17 protein-coding genes are annotated in these 18897 nt (G+C 44.0%); all 17 read left to right on the top strand.

The features are described from left to right. The first annotated feature begins 161 nt into the window (after positions 1–161). Complete coding sequence (locus tag KSZ58_RS11980) at positions 162–1643, top strand: S41 family peptidase (protein ID WP_009270653.1); 1482 nt, start codon at positions 162–164, stop codon at positions 1641–1643. Next, complete coding sequence (uvrB, locus tag KSZ58_RS11975; protein ID WP_002606053.1) at positions 1633–3609, top strand: excinuclease ABC subunit UvrB; 1977 nt, start codon at positions 1633–1635, stop codon at positions 3607–3609. The genes KSZ58_RS11980 and uvrB overlap by 11 nt, the downstream gene beginning before the upstream one ends. A 15-nt stretch (positions 3610–3624) precedes the next feature. After that, positions 3625–4809, top strand: coding sequence for an AI-2E family transporter (locus KSZ58_RS11970; RefSeq protein ID WP_009270652.1), 1185 nt, complete (start codon positions 3625–3627; stop codon positions 4807–4809). An 82-nt stretch (positions 4810–4891) separates the two neighbouring features. Continuing rightward, complete coding sequence (locus KSZ58_RS11965) at positions 4892–5092, top strand: hypothetical protein (protein WP_035304086.1); 201 nt, start codon at positions 4892–4894, stop codon at positions 5090–5092. Positions 5093–5118: 26 nt separating this feature from the next. Further along, positions 5119–5865, top strand: a complete 747-nt coding sequence (yaaA, locus tag KSZ58_RS11960) for a peroxide stress protein YaaA (RefSeq protein ID WP_008816542.1) — start codon at positions 5119–5121, stop codon at positions 5863–5865. A 148-nt stretch (positions 5866–6013) separates the two neighbouring features. Continuing rightward, on the top strand, positions 6014–6691 hold the full coding sequence (locus KSZ58_RS11955; RefSeq protein WP_008816543.1) for a DUF969 domain-containing protein: 678 nt from the start codon (positions 6014–6016) through the stop codon (positions 6689–6691). Further along, positions 6684–7619: a DUF979 domain-containing protein gene (locus KSZ58_RS11950; protein WP_009270651.1), complete on the top strand. Its 936-nt coding sequence runs from the start codon at positions 6684–6686 to the stop codon at positions 7617–7619. The genes KSZ58_RS11955 and KSZ58_RS11950 overlap by 8 nt, the downstream gene beginning before the upstream one ends. A gap of 15 nt (positions 7620–7634) precedes the next feature. After that, the gene (gene pcp / locus KSZ58_RS11945) at positions 7635–8276 is read left to right on the top strand and encodes a pyroglutamyl-peptidase I (protein WP_009270650.1); all 642 of its coding nucleotides are present in this window, start codon (positions 7635–7637) and stop codon (positions 8274–8276) included. A gap of 1 nt (position 8277) precedes the next feature. Further along, positions 8278–8688 carry a gamma-glutamylcyclotransferase gene (locus tag KSZ58_RS11940; RefSeq protein WP_009270649.1) on the top strand — a complete coding sequence of 137 codons (411 nt, stop codon included), beginning with the start codon at positions 8278–8280 and terminating at the stop codon, positions 8686–8688. Positions 8689–9160: 472 nt separating this feature from the next. Further along, positions 9161–9610, top strand: coding sequence for a DUF523 domain-containing protein (locus tag KSZ58_RS11935; RefSeq protein ID WP_008816547.1), 450 nt, complete (start codon positions 9161–9163; stop codon positions 9608–9610). 127 nt (positions 9611–9737) lie between these two features. Further along, positions 9738–10004: a phosphocarrier protein HPr gene (locus tag KSZ58_RS11930; RefSeq protein WP_002606045.1), complete on the top strand. Its 267-nt coding sequence runs from the start codon at positions 9738–9740 to the stop codon at positions 10002–10004. Positions 10005–10044: 40 nt separating this feature from the next. Beyond that, a complete protein-coding gene (locus KSZ58_RS11925) occupies positions 10045–10245 on the top strand; it encodes a hypothetical protein (protein ID WP_054343819.1) in 201 nt (66 codons plus the stop codon). A 446-nt stretch (positions 10246–10691) separates the two neighbouring features. Beyond that, on the top strand, positions 10692–12386 hold the full coding sequence (locus tag KSZ58_RS11920; RefSeq protein WP_009589170.1) for a phospho-sugar mutase: 1695 nt from the start codon (positions 10692–10694) through the stop codon (positions 12384–12386). Between the two features lie 402 nt (positions 12387–12788). Next, positions 12789–14648 (top strand): 1,4-alpha-glucan branching protein GlgB, encoded by a 1860-nt coding sequence (gene glgB / locus KSZ58_RS11915; RefSeq protein WP_002606043.1) that lies wholly within the window; start codon positions 12789–12791, stop codon positions 14646–14648. Between the two features lie 102 nt (positions 14649–14750). Next, positions 14751–15752 (top strand): NAD(P)H-dependent glycerol-3-phosphate dehydrogenase, encoded by a 1002-nt coding sequence (locus KSZ58_RS11910; RefSeq protein WP_040014086.1) that lies wholly within the window; start codon positions 14751–14753, stop codon positions 15750–15752. Positions 15753–15840: 88 nt separating this feature from the next. Next, on the top strand, positions 15841–16656 hold the full coding sequence (locus KSZ58_RS11905) for a PIG-L family deacetylase (protein ID WP_009589161.1): 816 nt from the start codon (positions 15841–15843) through the stop codon (positions 16654–16656). A gap of 178 nt (positions 16657–16834) precedes the next feature. Next, positions 16835–18808 (top strand): MBL fold metallo-hydrolase, encoded by a 1974-nt coding sequence (locus KSZ58_RS11900; protein ID WP_217752769.1) that lies wholly within the window; start codon positions 16835–16837, stop codon positions 18806–18808. The last annotated feature ends 89 nt before the right edge of the window (positions 18809–18897 follow it).

The following is an 18897-nucleotide window of genomic DNA, read 5'->3' as shown; positions in this document are numbered from 1 at the left end:
TTTCACTTTGAAGGAAAGTCTATGAAAATGAGCGCCTTTATGAAAATGAGCGAATGAGATTTCACGAACTGTCATGTTCTTTCATCGAAATAGTTATCATCGTTCATAAAATGTGATATGATTATAAACGTAAATCTGTAAAGGACAATGAGGTGTTTTGTATGGCAGAGAAAAAAGTTGTGAGATATAAACTGGTCAGACATAAATGGCCGGATGAAATACAGGCAGAGAAAAAACGCAGACAGAGACGAATGTGCATTGTTGCCACATGTATTGTATGCTTTTTCGGAGGCTTCTTTTTAAACTCCACGCTGCATCAGACTGCGGCAGCCTCCAGAGATGAATTTCAGAAGCTGGAGGAAATCTATTCCATCATGAGTGACAAATTCTACTTCGGAAAGAATCAGAAAAATCTGAATCAGAAGCTGATTGACGGTGCGATCAGCGGGTTGGTGGATGCCGGCGGCGATATCCATACCAGCTATCTGGATAATGAACAGACAGAAAGCTTTACGGGCTCCATGGAAGGAAGCTTTGTCGGTATCGGCATTCAGTTTTACGGCGTGGATGATTCGACGTTTATCATTGATGAGGTGCTGAAAAATTCACCGGCAGAGGGAGCAGGCTTTCTGATGGGAGATCAGATTTATGCCATTGATGGAACTGTATGCAGGAATATGACAACAAGCGATGTTAAAGCGCTGATCACCAATTCCAAGAGTGATGAAATCACATTGGAAATCATACGGGAAAACAGGCATAAGAAAATCAAGGTGAAGAAAGCAACTGTGCAGGATTCCGTATACAGCGGTGTCAACGGGAAAACCGGAATACTGGAGCTTGACACCTTTGCGGAAACAAGCGGGGAAGAGGTTAAAAGCCATTTGGAAAGTCTGAAGAAGGATGGCTGTGAGAACCTGATTCTGGATTTGCGGGACAATACCGGCGGCTATTTGAAATCCGCACAGGAAATTGCCAGCTATCTGCTTCCGGACAATACCGTTATCTTCCGTGAGGAAACAAAGGACGGCACGAAGGAGGATTACAAAACCATCAGCGGTTATGAGCAATACAAATATAAGAAAATTGTTGTACTTGTCAACGGGGATACTGCCAGTGCGGCAGAAGTGCTGACTGCAGCACTGCGCGAACATCTGGGCGCAACCGTTGTCGGAGAAAAAACATATGGCAAGGGAACGGTGCAGGTGCCGCTCACCTTTAAGGACGGAACCATGTTTAAATACACAACAGCGGAATGGATTACGCCAAAGGGGGAAAAAATAAACGGGAAGGGCATTACACCGGATGTTCAGGTAAAGCTGGATGAAGCGTTCTATACGAGTGCACCGGTTCTGAAAAAGGAAGTATACAAGCCGGACACGGTTTCCGCAGCAGCGAAGAGTGCACAGATTTATCTGAAATTCCTCGGTTATGCAGTGGATCGGACGGATGAATATTTCTCTTATGCGTCCGGTGAAGCCCTGAAGCAGTATCAGAAGGATAAGGGAATGAAGGTCACTGGAAACATTGATGCGGATACCCTGACCTCTCTGCTTTCCAGCTGTGCGTTAAAATGGCATAGTGAGGAGGCAGTTCTGGATACGCAGATGAAGAAAGCGGTGGAACTGACAAATGGAAACTAAATTATTTGATCTTGTATCAGATTATCAGCCGCAGGGAGATCAGCCAAAGGCAATTCAGGAGCTGGTGGACGGCATTCAAAAAGGAAAGAAACAGCAGGTTCTGCTGGGGGCGACCGGTACCGGTAAGACCTTCACCATATCCAATGTGATTGCGAAGGTCAATAAGCCCACACTGGTATTCGCACATAACAAGACACTGGCAGGACAGCTCTATTCTGAATTTAAGGAATTTTTTCCGAACAACCGGGTGGAATACTTTGTATCCAACTTTGATTATTATCAGCCGGAGGCCTATATTCCAAGCTCCGACACCTATATTGACAAGAATGCGACAACCAACATGGAGCTGGATATGCTGCGAATGGCAGCTGTCAACTCCATTCTGGAACGAAGGGATACGATTATCATAGCTTCAGTCGCATGTATTTACGGTGCCAGCAATCCGGAACAGTATCGGGAGATGTTTTTCTCAATCCGTGTGGGTGATATCATTGATCGCAAGGAGCTGATGGGAAAGCTGGTCGCAAGACAGTATACGAGAAATGACATGGATTTGCTGAGGGGAACCTTTCGTGTCCGCGGAGATGTAATTGAGGTTGCACCGGGACATACGGACTCCTTTATCCTGCGAATCGAAATGTTTGATGATGAAATCGAACGAATCTGTGAAGTGGATCCCCTAACCGGCAAGGTTCTGAATGCCTATACCGTTTACGTGGTTTATCCGGCCAGCGGTTATGCGACAAAGCAGGAAATTATCAATCGGGCAGCGAATACGATCGAAGAGGAGCTGGCTGACCGTCTGCAGGTGCTGGAAAATGAGGGCAAGCTGCTGGAGAAGCAGCGGCTGGAACAGCGTGCGCGTTATGATATAGAAGCTCTGCGTGAATTCGGTGTCTGCCCGGGTATAGAAAACTATTCGCGTCATATTGATGGTCGTAAGCCGGGAGAACGCCCGTATACCTTATTTGATTATTTCCCTGACGATTTTCTGCTCGTAGTGGATGAATCCCATGTATCCCTGCCGCAGATTCGCGGCATGTACAATGGGGACCGTGCCCGTAAGGAAACACTGGTAAACTATGGCTTCCGTCTTCCTTCCGCACTTGATAACCGTCCGATGCGTTTTGAAGAATTTGAGAAAATGATCAATCAGGCAATCTTTGTCTCTGCAACACCGGGTAACTATGAGCTGGAACAGACAAAGGGTGAAATCATAGAACAGATCATTCGTCCGACAGGCCTTCTGGATCCGGTGGTAACCGTACGTCCGACGCAGGGACAAATCGACGATCTTGTGGATGAAATCCGTACGCGCATTGAAAAGAATGAACGTACTCTGATTACAACGCTGACCGTTCGTATGGCGGAAGATCTGACCAGCTATCTGAAGGGAATGGATTTCAAGGTGGCGTGGCTGCATCATGAGGTTAAAACGATTGAACGAACGGAAATCATACGGGACCTGCGGAAAGGAAAATACGATGTGCTGATCGGTATCAACCTGCTTCGTGAAGGTCTGGACATACCGGAGGTTTCTCTGATTACCATTCTGGATGCCGATAAAGAGGGCTTCCTGCGAAGTGAGCGCTCTTTGATTCAGATTATCGGTCGTGCTGCCCGTAATGCCCATGGACAGGTCATTATGTATGCGGATAAAATAACGGATTCCATGCAGAAGGCGCTGGATGAAACCGCACGACGCCGTGAAATACAGATTGCCTATAATGAGAAGCACGGCATTACGCCAAAAACGATCATCAAGCCGATCCATGAGGTTGTCCGCAGTAAGGAAACCCAGGAAATGACGGCGAAATATATTGGGAAGAAAGCCAAGGTCAGCAAGAAGGATAAGGAAAAGCTGCTGGCAAATCTGGAAAAGGAAATGCGGGAGGCCGCAAAGGTGCTGGACTTCGAACGTGCGGCAGAGCTTCGCGATATCCTGCTGGAGCTGAGGAACTCATAAAGGAAGGGGTCTTCTATGTTCACTGAAAAAAATAAGAAAATCAACCGGCTGACGCTGAAGCATGTATTGTTTCTGATTACCTATACGATAGCGTTAATCTGGATCATGCTGCATCTGAATGAGGTGTTTGATACGGTGTCTATGATCATCGGTATGCTGCGTCCGTTTATCTATGGCATCATGATGGCGTTTGTTTTCAACATCCCTATGAAATTTTTCCTGAAAAAGCTTCCGGACAATCTGGGAAGGTGGAAAAAGGCGCTCGCCGCTGTATGCTCGCTGCTGATTATTTTCGGTATCCTTGCCTTTATTGTCCGCATTGTAATGCCACAGGTGATCGAAAGCATTGCAGCATTGGCAAATTCACTGCCGGGTTATATCGAGGATGCACAGAAAACGATTACCAGTATGATAGAAAAACAGCAGATTCCACAGGATGTTCTCAAGCAGGTGGACACCTATTCCGCACAGCTGCAGGACACTCTGGTGAATCTTCTGAAAAACGGAATACCGCATCTGCTTACCATGGCAAGCGGCTTTGCGAGCAGTCTGGCCAATGTATTTATGGCGCTGGTTATTGCGGTTTATCTGACGGTATCCAAGGATAAGCTGCTGGAACAGTCTCATCGCTTTCTCTATGCCTTTACATCCAGCAGAGCGAATGCGTTTGTGCTGCGGGTCGCTCATCTTACCAACACAACCTTTTCCGCCTTTATCACCGGGCAGCTGGTGGAAGCGGTGATTATCGGTGTTTTGTGCTATATCGGCTGCCTGGTGTTAGGCTTCCCATATGCACCGATCCTGGGTGTGATTATCGGCTGTACCAACATCATACCGATTTTCGGAGCGATCTTCGGTGTTGTTCTGTGTGCCCTGCTGGTCGCATTCGTCAATCCTCTGCAAGGGGTGTTCTTTGTCATATTCGGCATCTGTCTGCAGCAGTTTGAATCCAATCTGATCTATCCGCGCGTCGTTGGAACAAGTGTGGGGCTTTCCGGCCTTTGGGTATTGTTTGCAATCACAGTTGGCGGCGGCTTGTTTGGCTTTGCGGGTATGCTGCTGGGACTGCCAACCTTCTCTGTTATCTATTCTCTGCTGCGTGAGGAAATGAATCGCAGAGTACGCTTGAAAAGGGAAAACAGCAGCGTGGAACTACCGGTGAGTGAGGACCTGCCGGAACAAAGCGAGGACATGATCTAAAAGCGGTGCTGTAAAGCTGATTCTAACACGGATTGAAATACCGGTGTACATAACAAACCATGAAGAAATAGATTTCCTTCACATGCAGGAACTTTATTTCTTTTTTTCGGTTTTTACTGCTTTATCAACTTATATTGTTATGGTAAAGAAACCTTTCGGTAGCTGTATGCTTTTGATTCTTCTTTCAGGGATATCATTCTTCAAAGAGGCTATAAAATCATTAGGAATGAAATCGGATATGAACATGCAAATCAATGCCGCAAAGCAGCTCCCTCTGCTATAATAGACAGGAGAAATGAGGAAGATAGTATGAAAATAATGTTATCACCAACCAAGCAGATGAAGCCGGTGAACAGAGAACCGCTGCAGCTTCCACACTTCATCAACGACAGTGAAGTTATATGTGAAAGGCTGAAGCAGCTTTCCGCTGATGAGCTGCGTACCCTGATGAAAATAAATGAGAAAATAGCTGTGGAGAATGTACAGCGGTATCAGAACATGACGTTTTCTCTTGCAGGCTCACCCGCGCTGTATACATATAACGGACTGCAGTTCAAGCATATGGGGGTGGAGAATTTTTCACAGGAGGATGCCGCCTATGCACAGAACTGTATACGAATACTGTCCGGTATGTATGGTGTCCTGCGTCCCATGGATGCCATCCAGCCCTATCGTCTGGAAATGCAGACACGTTTGCCGATCGGTGAATGCAGGGACCTGTATGCGTACTGGGGGGATCGTCTTGCGCATTTCCTCTTGCAGGAGGAAGGCGAAAAACCCTGTATCATCAATCTTGCCAGTAAGGAATATTCAAAAGCTGTGTACCCTTATCTGTGCGAAGAATCTACCTATACAGTGACATTTCTTATAGAGAAGGCGGGCAGACTGAAAACAGAATCCACGCAGGTGAAGATGGCAAGAGGCGCAATGGTTAACTGGATCATCACACAGCGGATATCCACCGCAGAGGAGCTTATCGCTTTTCACGCGGACGGCTATGCATATCATAAGGAATTATCCAAGGCACAGGAGCTTGTGTTTATGAAACGAAAATAAGGTAAATGCTGGCTTATTTCAATAAAAAATGGAAGCCTGAAGCTCTTTTTCAGGTGAAATGTGAAAATAATTCATAAAATTTTGTAAGAAAATGATTGCGACTTTTTACCGTTAATGATAAAATCCCCATGATAGAGAGGAGTTTATTATGGAATACTTGAAATTGATTGGAATCGTAATCATCGTTCTCGGCTTCGCACTGAAGTTCGATGTACTCGCAACTGTTCTGCTGGCTGGTCTGGTGACAGGAATTGTTGCAGGAATGGATATTCCACATATTCTTTCCATTCTGGGAGAGTCTTTTGTTAGCAATCGTCTGATGTCGATCTTCCTGATTATCTTCCCGGTAATCGCGATTATTGAGCGATACGGGCTGAAGGAACGTGCGGCATATCTGATAGGAAAAATAAAAAATGCATCCGCAGGAAAGGTGCTGGCAATCTATATGCTTGTTCGTACTGCTGCCAGTGCATTCAATGTGCGGATCGGAGGACATGTTCAGTTTGTGCGTCCGCTGATTCTGCCAATGTCAGAGGCTGCGGCAAAGGTGAGTAAGCAGAGTGACCTGAGTGAAAATGAGGTGGAGGAGCTGAAGGGACATGCGGCAGCTGTGGAAAACTTCGGTAACTTCTTTGCACAGAACTGCTTTGCGGCGGCAAGCGGTGTTGTGCTGATTCAGGGAACACTTTCCATGTACAAGGAGGTTACACTGCCAAGTATTGCGATGGCCAGTATTCCGGTGATGGTCATTACCGTAGCTTTTACATTTGTGCAGGTTTTCCTGTTTGACCGTAAGGTAAAAAAGGCAGGTGCTCGTCATGACTGATTTTCTGACTAATATCGCTCCGGAAATATTTTATGCATTATGCGGACTGGTTTGTCTGGATGCCGGCTGGCGGGCATTCCGGAAGAATGATAAGGCAAAATACGGGACAGCGCTGTTCTGGGTGCTTGTCGGTGTGATCTTCATCCTTGGAAAATGGATTCCGAGTACGATTACCGGAGGAATCCTTGTGGTTATGGGGATTTTAACAGTTAGCGGGCAGGTACGTATCGGTACCTTCCGGGATGTCAGTGTTGAGGAAAAGGAAAAAGAAAGCAGACGGATCAAAAGCTGGATATTCCTTCCGGCCGTGACAGTTGGTCTGATGGCGCTGGTGATGTCGTTTGTCAGAATCGACGGCGCTGCGCTGGATGGTGCCGTTATGGTTGGAATTGCCTGTCTGGTATCCTTTGTTCTGGCGGTTATCATCTGCCGTCCAAAGGTAAATGAAACGCGTGAAAATACAACCAAGCAGCTGATGCAGGTCGGTGCATCCTGTCTTTTGCCACAGCTTTTGGGCGCTTTGGGTACCCTGTTTACCGAAGCCGGTGTCGGTGATGTGATTTCCACAATGATATCCAGTGTCGTACCAAGCGGCAATATTCTGATCGGAGTCATTATCTACTGCCTTGGCATGGTAATATTTACTATGATTATGGGAAATGCATTTGCGGCATTCTCTGTCATTACTCTGGGAATCGGTATTCCCTTTGTCATTGCACAGGGCGGAAACCCGGTTGTTGTCGGAGCACTTGGTATGACCTGCGGATTTTGTGGTACCTTATTAACACCGATGGCTGCCAATTTCAATATTGTGCCAACGGCTGTTTTGGAAACAAGAAATAAATGGACTGTCATCCGGGCACAGGCACCGATGGCATTCGCAATGATCGTCGTACACATCGTACTGATGCTGTTGCTGGCGTTCTAGGAAAGGAAGCTGTTTATGAAAATATTAGTGACCGGATTTGATCCGTTTGGCGGAGAACCGATAAATCCCGCTATTGAGTCAGTGAAGCTGCTGCCAGCTACGATAGAGGGCGCAGAGATTATCAAGTTGGAAATACCTACCGTCGTTCATAAGTCTTTGCAGGTGATTCGTGAAGCTATTCAGAAGCATGATCCGGATATGATTCTGTCGATTGGACAGGCGGGTGGCCGCAGTGATCTTACCGTGGAGCGTGTCGGTATCAATATCGATGACTGCCGTATCACGGACAATGAAGGCAATCAGCCCATTGATGAGCCTGTGTTTGCGGATGGTGATGCTGCCTATTTCTCCAACCTGCCAATCAAGGCAATGGTGAATGAGATACGCAAAAACAAGATACCTGCCTCTATATCAAACAGTGCGGGAACCTTTGTATGCAACCATGTGCTTTATGGTGTGCGCTATATGATTGAAAAGGAATTTGCCGGCAAGAAAAGCGGATTTATCCATATTCCGTATCTTCCACAGCAGGTGGTGGACAAGCCGGGACAGCCGAGCATGGCGCTGGAGGTTATCGTTAAGGGGTTAACCTGTGCTATTTCCGCAATGATTCATAATGAAACGGATGTCAAAACGACAGGAGGCACCATCTGTTAGAATGAAGCTGTTCGTTTATGGATCCCTGCGAATGGGATTGTATAATTATGAGCTTTATTTGAAGGGGAAGAGTCAGTTTTTAGGCTATGGCTATGTCATCGGGGAACTGTATTCCCTAAAGGAACGCTCATACCCGGCACTGCTTCCGGGGAATTCCAGAATTCTTGGAGAAATCTATGAGGTGGATGAAGCAGCAGCCCGTGCGGTTGATGCACTGGAGGAATATGTGCCTGGTAGTTCGGAAAATGAATATGAGAAAATAAACACGCAGATACTGGATGAACAGGGCAGACAGCTGGATATATTGCCTGTCTACTGGTATCATGTGGAGAAGCCGGGGAACCGCGAGCTTTTGGATGAAATTATACAGGAGCATGATTTTACAGCCTATTGCAAGGCAAAAGCAAACTAATACAGGAAGCCGTACTGTGATTTGTGCAGGCGGCTTTTTTGTGTTACAAGCTCGTCTGGGTGAATATACAGATGCGCTTAAAATCGTCGATAGGAACGTGTGAAATATATCCGATTTGTGATGTAATCAGTAAATTGAAACAACTGTTAGGCAATGCCTGCGCCTGCGCTCAAAGCGTGGGAGAATAGTGGGAGTTTAAACATATGGTCCCTATCCGGATATGCGTGGGAATGATGATAGAATGTGAAAGGAAGCTGCCATCTATGGTTTTATAGTTTGTTTCATGATGATATGCGAAAGCGAATCGGTATTGAGAGGCTTGAATTTTATGTGATATACAAACATTTGTATGTGTCACTGGATGGTTTATGATAGAATGTATAGAGATGTAGGTGTGCTGTTATTTTTATAGAGAATAAGATAAGGCTACATTCATTATTTAAATACATTGAATAAACAGGAGGGGTAAGGAATGAAATATGCTGTAAGCAGCTGCTTGCTGGGAGTAAATTGTAAATATAATGGCGGAAATAATGCTTCCTCGGAATTGATCGATTATCTGAAGGAGCATGAGGTGCTGCAGGTGTGTCCTGAGGTGCTGGGTGGTCTACCTACTCCAAGAGCTTGTGCGGAGATATCGGGGGAGTACATCATGAATACAGAAGGTGAGGATGTAACTGCGCAGTTTAAAAAGGGAGCAGCACTGGCACTGGCGCAGATACGTGAGTTTCAGCCGGATCTGGTCATTTTACAGCCGCGTAGTCCAAGCTGCGGAAAGGGAATCATTTATGATGGAAGCTTTCAAAACCGGCTGGTGGAGGGCGATGGAATGTTTGCACGTTTGCTGCTGGATGAGGGAATCCCGGTAATGACCTGCGGGGAATTTTTGGAAGAAGTGAAGCCGCTTTCTACAAAAGGCTGAGAAATGCATGGAAAACCCATGGGAAAAGCCATTTTTCTCGAAAAAAAACGAATTAAAGATTGTAAGTGGTATCAAAATGGTTTAAAATAGGATATGTAAAAAAGTTGTTTAATAGGAGGAATATAAAATGAAACAAATCACTGTATCTGTTATTGACCCAGTTGGATTACACGCACGTCCGGCAACTGTTGCTGTGAACGCTGCAAGCAAATTCAAATGTGAAGTTAACGTGTCTTTCAAGGGCCGTGAAGTAAACATGAAATCCATCATGGGTGTAATGTCACTGGGAATCCCTACGCAGTCTGAAATTACTATTTCCTGCAATGGTGATGACGAAGATGCTGCAATCGCTGCAATCGAAGAAGTATTGCGCGCTCAGAAAATCATCGGTTAATAAAAGAGAAAGGCTCCGAGCACAATCCTGCTGATAGACTGTGGACGGAGCTTTTTTTGTATATGAGTATTGGATGGAGGTTTCACTTAAAAAACAATATACGGCTGTTGTGCGTATGCAGGAATATCATTTCTGGTGGAATGCCGGTATATTTTACCGCATGTATCTTACCTGTATCCTTATTATCGATGAGGACGCAGTCTCTTCCAGAGATTCAAATGTGCTTAAGCCATATCCATAGGCGGTGTGGAAATACCTGTATTTTACAGGAAAGGTGATATGAAGCATCTGAGGGGTTCGGCTTCAACTATGATAGCCGGAGGCAGAGACATATCCGTATATTCCTGTCAGCACGCCATTGAAAGGAAGATGTGCATGTTATGCGCTGTTTCATATGAAATCCATCTGTACAATGAAAACTTTCCACAGAGGGTATAAATCGAAAACGGGTTTTTTCAAGTATGTAAAGACGATACTTGCAGGAAAACAGTAGTCGAATAGTCGTTTCATTCCTTATTTTGTATGAAATTCAGATAAAAATCAGATGCAAATCGTGTACAGAATGGCAAAATTTTTAATTTAACTCTTTAAAATGTGGTAATCGCTTACATTCGCTAAACTTTTACAGAAAAAACCATGAGATTATGGTATAATAAAACCAGCAATCAACAGAAAGGAAGATAGTTTATGGTGAAAGATATTTATGAAAAATGGCTGAACCATCCGAATCTGGATCCTTCTTATAAAGAAGTGCTGGAACAGATGGATGAGGGTCAGATCAACGATGCGTTTTATACAACCATCGAATTTGGTACAGCGGGGATGAGAGGTCTGTTGGGACCTGGTACAAACCGTATTAACCTGCATACGATCCGCAAGGCGAATGTCGGCTTTGCAGAATATATCTGCGCAAACGGGGAAGATGCGATGAAGCGGGGGGTAGCCATTGGCTATGATAACCGTCATATGTCAAAGGAATTCGCTATGGATTCCGCTAAGGTGCTTGCGACCTACAACATTGCATCCTATGTGTTTGAAAGTCTTCGCCCGACACCGGAGCTGAGCTTCGCTGTTCGTCATTTTAACTGCTTTGGAGGTATCATGGTTACCGCTTCTCATAATCCGAAGGAATACAACGGATATAAGCTGTATGATGAAAAAGGATGTCAGCTGGTGCCTGCACTGGCACAGCAGGTTATCGACCGAGTAAATGCAGTTGAGGATGAGCTTGCCATCATGGCAGAGCCTTCCGCTGAACAGGAAAAGCTGATTACCGTGATTGGTAAGGATGTGGATGAAGAGTATTATAAAAATGTACTCAGCATTCAGCTGAATCCGGATATCAATAAGGATGATGTGAAAATAATCTTTACGCCGGAGCATGGAACTGCGAACATTCCTGTGAAGGAAGTGTATACACGTGCAGGCTATCACTTTGTCGCTGTGGAAGAACAGTGTTCTCCGGATCCTGATTTCTCCAATACACCGACACCGAATCCGGAGGAGGCAGGAAGCTACGAGCTAGCAATTGAATATGCGAAGCGAGAGGATGCAGATATTATCCTTGTCTGTGATCCGGATGCCGACCGTATGGGTGTTGGTGTAAAGCATGACGGGGAATACAAGCTGCTTACCGGTAATCAGAGTGGTGCTGTATTGATTGAATACATCTTCTCACAGCTGCAGGCGAAGGATCGCATGCCGAACAACCCGGTGATGTTCAATACTGTGGTGACCAGTGATCTGGGAGAAAAAATCGCCACAAAATACGGAGTTGCTACAGAAAAGACACTGACCGGATTTAAGTTTATCGGTGAAAAGGTGGCAAAATACGAAATTACGAATGAGAAGCAGTATGTATTCGGATATGAGGAAAGCTATGGCTCTTTGATCAAGCCGTTCGTGCGTGACAAGGATGCTCCGCAGGCATGTCTGATGCTGGCAGAGGCGGCATGCTACTACAAGGCAAAGGGCAAGACTCTGGTGGATGTTCTGTATGATTTGTATGCGGAGCTGGGCTTCTATGAGGAAAGCCAGACATCGCTAAAGCTGGAGGGGCAGGCAGGCGCACAGCGTATTCAGGAAATTCTGGCAACCCTGCGTAAGACTTCAGTGGAAATAATTAACGATGTGAAGGTTATCCGCTTCGAAGACTATAAGGAAAGCAAGATCATTGAAAACGGAAAAGAAGAGGAGCTTTGCGGATTTACAAAATCCGATGTTCTGAAATACTATCTTGAGGATGGCAGCTGGATTGCGATTCGTCCAAGTGGCACTGAGCCGAAATGCAAGTTCTATTACTGTATCAAGGGAACATCACTGGACAATGCTCATGAGAAAACTCTGGCATTCCAGAATGCGATGGCAGAAATGATCAAATAAAAAAAGTGGTGAGTTCGATCATGAACTCACCACTTACTGTTTTATATGAATGTCAGCGATAGCTGTGCAGCAGATAGTTTCGGGTGCTCAGCAATGCGATTGTCAGTATGGTCAATGCTAGTAAAGACAGCAGCATGGGTATCCCTCCTTGTTTGTTAGTTTAAACTAACTATCTTCGTATACAGCATATCGCATTCATCTGTTCCTGTCAAGCTTCCGCATAGAAAAACTTTGAGCTTCAAAGCCTGTATACTATTTGAATCAGGCTATTCGCAAATAGTATACAAATAGGTAAAAAAGTAATGTAACCCATTACAAATTTATGAAAAAGAGAGGAAAACCTATAGGTTTTCGTGTTGAAATAGAGTAAAATATAAGTAGTTACAGACTGGAGGGCTACTCATGAAAAATAAAATTATGGATCGTTATTATAAGGGCTGTGCATTGGATGCTTACGAGCTGTTCGGCGCACACCTGTGTGAAGAACGGGGGAAAAAAGGAGTTCGCTTCACGGTGTATGCACCGCATGCGCAAGGCATTCAGGTCATCGGCTCCTTTGATGACTGGAGCTGCAAGGGACACCAGATGCGCCGAAAGGATGATAAGGGAATCTGGTCACTGTTTGTGGCAGAAGCAAAAGAAGGCGATATGTATAAGTATCGGGTGACACAGGCTACCGGACGTATTGTCGATAAGATGGACCCGTATGCATTTTATTCCGAGCTGCGTCCCAATACGGCCAGCATCGTTACAAATCTGGATTATAAGAAATGGAGCGATGAGAAATGGCTTGCGCAGCGTACGAAAAATTTTGATAAACCGGTAAATATTTATGAAATGCATCTGGGCTCCTGGAAAAAGGATGAAGATCAGGAGTGGGTGAATTATAAGGATATAGCGAAGGAATTGATTGCGTATGTGAAAGAAAACAATTTTACACATATTGAACTGATGCCGCTGAATGAGTATCCGTTTGACGGTTCCTGGGGCTATCAGTGCAGCGGGTATTTCAGCGCAACAAGTCGCTATGGAAGTGCACAGGAGCTGATGTATCTGATCAATGCATGTCACCGTGCCAATATCGGAATCATTATGGATTTCGTGCCTGTTCATTTTGTGCGTGATGATTTCTCCCTGTCATATTTTGACGGGACACCGCTGTATGAATATGAGAAGGCATGCGATGCGGATTCTCAATGGGGAACGGCGAACTTCAATCTCTGGAGAGAAGAGGTGCGCAGCTTCCTGATGTCGGCGGCTGCCTTCTGGATTGATAAGTATCATGTGGATGGTCTGAGAATGGATGCCATCAGCAATATCATACACTGGCATGGAAACAAGGACCTGGGAGAAAATGAAGGTGCCCTGCATTTCATTAAGCGGATGAATTATCATTTGTCTGAGGCATATAAAGGTGTCATGCTGATTGCGGAGGATTCCAGTGATTTTGCGAATGTGACAAAGGCAACGCAGGACGGCGGACTGGGATTTGATTATAAATGGGATCTGGGCTGGATGAATGATACGTTGAAGTATCTGGAAAAGGATCCAATTTATCGAAAGTGGCATCACAATAATATCACCTTTTCCATGGCTTATTTCTATTCCGAACGCTTTATTATGGAGTTTTCCCATGATGAGGTGGTACATGGAAAGAAAACCATCGTCGATAAGATATGGGGCAGCTATGAGGAAAAGTTCGCACAGCTGCGGACCCTGTATTTATATATGTTCACGCATCCGGGCAAGAAGCTCAATTTTATGGGAAATGAACTGGCGCATTTCCGTGAGTGGGATGAAGAAAAGCAGTGCGACTGGGATTTGTTAAAATATCCGATGCATGATGCATTTCACAGGTATTTTGCGAAGCTTGGCGAGCTGTATAGTAAGACACCGGCATTGTATGAAACAGAATATGACTGGACCTCCTTTCAGTGGATTGATGCGGACAATGCGGATGAAAATATGTTCAGCTACCTTCGTAAAAATGAAAACAGCTATTACATCGTTATTCTGAATTTCTCTCCAAATGCCTATAAGAAGCATGCATTCGGTGTTCCGGAAAAGGGTGTGTATCATGAGCTGCTGAATACGGAACAGGATATCTGGGGCGGAGAGATCACGGAGCTTGGAAAAATGAAGGCTGTTGAAAAGGAATGTAACAAGCTGCCGTATACCATCGAGGTGGATGTGCCTGCGTTCGGCGGTGTGCTGCTGGAATTGAAAAAGCGTAAGAAACCTGTCAAAAAAGCCGTAAAATAAATGTTTGCAGCGGCAGTCAAGGAAAAAGAGTTGTCGGTATGCGGGGAAATGTGTATAATGATTATCAGGTAAGCATTGACCTTACGAAAGGCAGGGAATAAAGTGAAAGCAGTTGTAGTAGGCAGCGGAAGCTGGGGCACCGGATTGGCCCAGGTTCTTTGTGATAATAATGAAGATGTGATGATATATGGAAATTGCGAGAGTGAAATACGGGATATCAATGAAAATCATCAGAATGCAAAATATTTTGCTGGAGTGGCGTTGAATCCGGCGCTTAAGGCAACGACTGATATCCAGGTTGTAAAGGATGCGGATGTGATCGTTTTAAGTATACCGACGATTGCTGTGGAAAGCGTTTGTAAAGAAATTGATGCTTTGCTGGATCATAAGGTTGTTGTTGTTAATACATCCAAAGGATTTCATCCGGAGACCTTTGATCGAATGTCGGATGTCATTCGCAGAAATATAAGTGCTGAGCATCTCAGCAGCGTGGTTTCACTGATTGGTCCAAGTCATGCGGAGGAGGTTGTCATCCGTATGCTGACAACGATCTGTGCGGTATCGCTGAAGGAAGCTGATGCACAGAAAATTCAAAAGCTCTTCTCCAATGATTATCTGCGTATTTATACCGGTACAGATGAAATAGGAAGTGAAATCGGGGTTGCAGTGAAAAATGCCATTGCACTGGCAAGTGGTGTCTTGTATGGTCTTGGATATGGTGATAATACACGGGCAGCTTTGATTACCCGCGGTCTGATGGAAATGACGCGGTACGGTGTTGCCTTGGGCGGTAAAAAGGAAACCTTCATGGGGCTGACAGGTATCGGAGATTTGATTGTGACCTGTACAAGTAAGCATTCCAGAAATTTTCAGGCAGGGTATGATATCGGCAAGCATAACAGTGCAAAGTATTTCTGGGATAATAATACGAAAACCGTGGAGGGTGTCAGAACAGCGAAGGCGGTGCATGAAAATGCAAAGCGTCTGGGTATCGATATGCCGATTGTCAATGAAATATATCAGGTGCTGTTTGAGGATAAAAATCCCGAGGATTCCGCAAGGGATCTAATGCTTCGTGATTTGAAGTCCGAGATAAATTTTTAAAAATTAATAGTTATTAAGTATAAGTCTACATAACTTAAGATATATTAAGAATTGTAGACTTTTTTTTATGTTAGAATGAGACCAGGTGATGATGATGAGGAAACGAAACAAACGAAAGTACCATTTGCGGATAGCTGCTGTCGTGATTCTGCTTCTTGCGATTACGAATACAGCAACCTATCGAATTACGGAACAATATATACAGGGTAAAGAGAATGTGAAGGAAATCGCCTATAAAGGCAGTAATACAGTAAGCATCAAAAATGTTACAAAAAAATTGAATCCTGCGTCATTCAAAATTGATCGTCAGCTGGTGAAACAGATAAAGAATGTTATGATTATAGCGCATCCGGATGATGAAACACTATGGGCCGGAGATCATATAATGAAAGACAGATATCTGATAATTTGTCTGACAAATGGGAATAACAAAATCAGGAAAAAGGAATTTGAAAAGGCAATGGAACTGACTGGAAATTATGGTATTATTCTTAACTATCCCGATAATCCAAAGCACGTGAAAAACAACTGGAAAAAAGTTAAGGATCCAATACGTAATGATATTGATTATGTTCTTAATTATAAAAAGTGGGATTCGATTGTCACACATAATCCGGATGGTGAATACGGTCATATTCAACATAAATTCACAAGTATGATTGTAACCAATGAATGTGTAAAGCTGGGACTAACGGGTAAGCTGGAATACTTCGGAAAATTTTATAAAACAAATTACCTGCTGAATCATACGATACCGGGTGCCTTAGATTTGCAGGATGCGCAGGCAAAGGAAAATTTAATGAGTGAGGTTTATCTCTCGCAGGGATATGCACACAGAATTTTTAATCATATGGTGCCATATGAAAAATTTATCCGATACAAGGATTGGTATTTTGGCTTTTGATGCAGTTCAGAAATTAAATTAGAGTCAGAACAAAAGCGTATATACATAGGTTCTGACTTTTTGTATAAATAGTAAATATAGTTAGCGAAAAATGAATATTAAAGAAAGTTTTATATAAAGTTGATATTATGGATAGGATTGCGCTATAATAGCTATGTATGTAAGAAAGGGGATTTAAATGAGAAAGATTGGTATCAGCATTCTGGTGTTATTTCTGGCGCTGGGAATGAATATAGCTTCACCATTTCAGAAAAACGTTATTCAGGCGGCAGAAAATACTGGATTTGAAATACATACGATCAGCGTAGGGAATGCAGATGCAACGTTGATCCGGTGCGGGGGACAGACAATGCTGGTCGATGCCGGTTATTCTACGGAAGCAGAAGAAAAAGGGAACAGCTTCAAAAATACGTTAAGCAGTTACCTTATGGGAAACAATAAGGTTAGCAAAGAGCAGTCGGATGCGTTCCGGAATAATGTGAAGCAGCTGATTGCTAAAAATCCGGATAACACTGTCACAAAATATCTGGAGTCACAGGGGATTCAAACCGTGAATACGCAGGAAGGATCTGCGGATAAAGGCAAATCTGGGCTGGATGTCATGATTGCAACACATCCACATTACGACCATATCGGTGGGTTCATTCCTGTTATGAATCGCTATTTTGGCGTAAATACAAGAATGTTTTGGGGTGCTCCATTTGAAACAGATTCCTATTATGAAGCATACCAGTCTGAATTAATGGATGCTCAGCTTGCACGCGAGGATGATGGACTTGTTGATCCATTTATGAGCTTTGGCGGACCTCGTGCAGGAGATTACTTTATGCTGGGAGAAGGTGATGAGCAGGCGCGTGTATTGTTTCTGACATCTGCCGATCCAGCGGAAGGTACCAGTATTGATGCAATAAACAATAGCTCATTAGTGATAAGAATTGACTATAAGAATGCTTCATTTTTATTAACCGGCGATTTGCAGCGGGAAGGTCAGAAAAAACTGATTGCCAGTGCTCCTGCTTTGCTTACACAGCTTCAGGAGATGGCCAAAAGAGATGATAATCTAAAGGATTTGCTGCAATGTAAAAATATTCTACAGGTTGATTACCTAAAGCTTCCGCATCATGGCTATCTGAACTTAGGCGATTTACCAGATGATTCGGAGGTTTCCGGCAATTATGAATTCTTCGAACAGGTAAAGCCGAGTATTGCAGTAGCTTCAACGAATGGAAGGACTGGCAATAACCTGAATGCTTTGCCGGCAGAAAGAACACGGCGTGATCTCTCATATGCAGATATTTATTCAACAGCAGATAATGGAACCATTGTTGTGAAAAGCGATGGAAATCATTTAACTACTTCCGCAAAACCAATGGAAAAAATATACAAGGCACAGACTCCGCAAAACCTGAAGGTTGATGTGCAGGAAGACCAGGTGCTGCTAAGCTGGAGTCCGGTAGCACGTCCAACAGAATATCGTGTATATTATCAGACAGATGACTCCAAAGCATGGCATTGGCTGTCATGTCAGCAGGATACCACCTATACATTCAAAAAAGGAAAGCCAGGGAAAGCGTACCGTTTTGTAGTAAGAACAGCAGATAAATATAAAGAAGGATGGCGGTTTAGCACTGCTGCTTATTCACAGGAATTCACGTATCCGGGCAAAACAGAAGGGTTTTATCAGCTATCCAGAAGGGTTAAGGTTTTCTCTTCACCGAACGCTTCGAAGTATTACCGCTATGATCCATTCAAAAAGAAATGGCTTGGCAGTATGAAAAATTATAACAATAAGCCTTTATTGCTTACAAGAGAATATGTCAATGATGAAGGAACATCATACTGGTCAGCTTATTATAATGGAAAATGGATAGGCTATGTAAACTCCTATGCACTAAAAAACAATGTGACAAAAGACACCTATTTTGGCTGGGGATCCAACAATACTAGGAAATTCAATACACCAAACCCGCAGAAATACTGGCTTTACAATGCTCCTTCCAATAAATGGGTAAGACGTATGACGAAATATAAGAATCAGAATTTTACTATAAAGCGCTCTCTGGCCAGACCAGATGGAAGCTTGTATTATTCCTGTTACAGCAAAGGCAAATGGATTGGGTACATAAACAGCTGGGGGTTCCAGAATCAGTAAATAAATAAGAATGGCTTTTGTTTTAGGTTTTTACCTGATTGTAGTTAATTACAGAGATTGGAGAATTCAATACTATTGTATTTATCAAT

The sequence above is a fragment of the Erysipelatoclostridium sp. DFI.2.3 genome, assembly GCF_019132535.1.
Classification (GTDB): domain Bacteria; phylum Bacillota_I; class Bacilli_A; order Erysipelotrichales; family Erysipelotrichaceae; genus Clostridium_AQ; species Clostridium_AQ innocuum.
Note: the sequence above shows the minus strand (reverse complement) of the source record. Positions and strands in the feature narration are given on the sequence as shown.

Bases quoted from the DNA above. Each gene is read 5' to 3' on its own strand.
- KSZ58_RS11980 (WP_009270653.1), top strand. From the start codon at position 162: ATGGCAGAGAAAAAAGTTGTGAGATATAAACTGGTCAGACATAAATGG.
- uvrB (WP_002606053.1), top strand. From the start codon at position 1,633: ATGGAAACTAAATTATTTGATCTTGTATCAGATTATCAGCCGCAGGGA.
- KSZ58_RS11970 (WP_009270652.1), top strand. From the start codon at position 3,625: ATGTTCACTGAAAAAAATAAGAAAATCAACCGGCTGACGCTGAAGCAT.
- KSZ58_RS11965 (WP_035304086.1), top strand. From the start codon at position 4,892: ATGCAGGAACTTTATTTCTTTTTTTCGGTTTTTACTGCTTTATCAACT.
- yaaA (WP_008816542.1), top strand. From the start codon at position 5,119: ATGAAAATAATGTTATCACCAACCAAGCAGATGAAGCCGGTGAACAGA.
- KSZ58_RS11955 (WP_008816543.1), top strand. From the start codon at position 6,014: ATGGAATACTTGAAATTGATTGGAATCGTAATCATCGTTCTCGGCTTC.
- KSZ58_RS11950 (WP_009270651.1), top strand. From the start codon at position 6,684: ATGACTGATTTTCTGACTAATATCGCTCCGGAAATATTTTATGCATTA.
- pcp (WP_009270650.1), top strand. From the start codon at position 7,635: ATGAAAATATTAGTGACCGGATTTGATCCGTTTGGCGGAGAACCGATA.
- KSZ58_RS11940 (WP_009270649.1), top strand. From the start codon at position 8,278: ATGAAGCTGTTCGTTTATGGATCCCTGCGAATGGGATTGTATAATTAT.
- KSZ58_RS11935 (WP_008816547.1), top strand. From the start codon at position 9,161: ATGAAATATGCTGTAAGCAGCTGCTTGCTGGGAGTAAATTGTAAATAT.
- KSZ58_RS11930 (WP_002606045.1), top strand. From the start codon at position 9,738: ATGAAACAAATCACTGTATCTGTTATTGACCCAGTTGGATTACACGCA.
- KSZ58_RS11920 (WP_009589170.1), top strand. From the start codon at position 10,692: ATGGTGAAAGATATTTATGAAAAATGGCTGAACCATCCGAATCTGGAT.
- glgB (WP_002606043.1), top strand. From the start codon at position 12,789: ATGAAAAATAAAATTATGGATCGTTATTATAAGGGCTGTGCATTGGAT.
- KSZ58_RS11905 (WP_009589161.1), top strand. From the start codon at position 15,841: ATGATGATGAGGAAACGAAACAAACGAAAGTACCATTTGCGGATAGCT.
- KSZ58_RS11900 (WP_217752769.1), top strand. From the start codon at position 16,835: ATGAGAAAGATTGGTATCAGCATTCTGGTGTTATTTCTGGCGCTGGGA.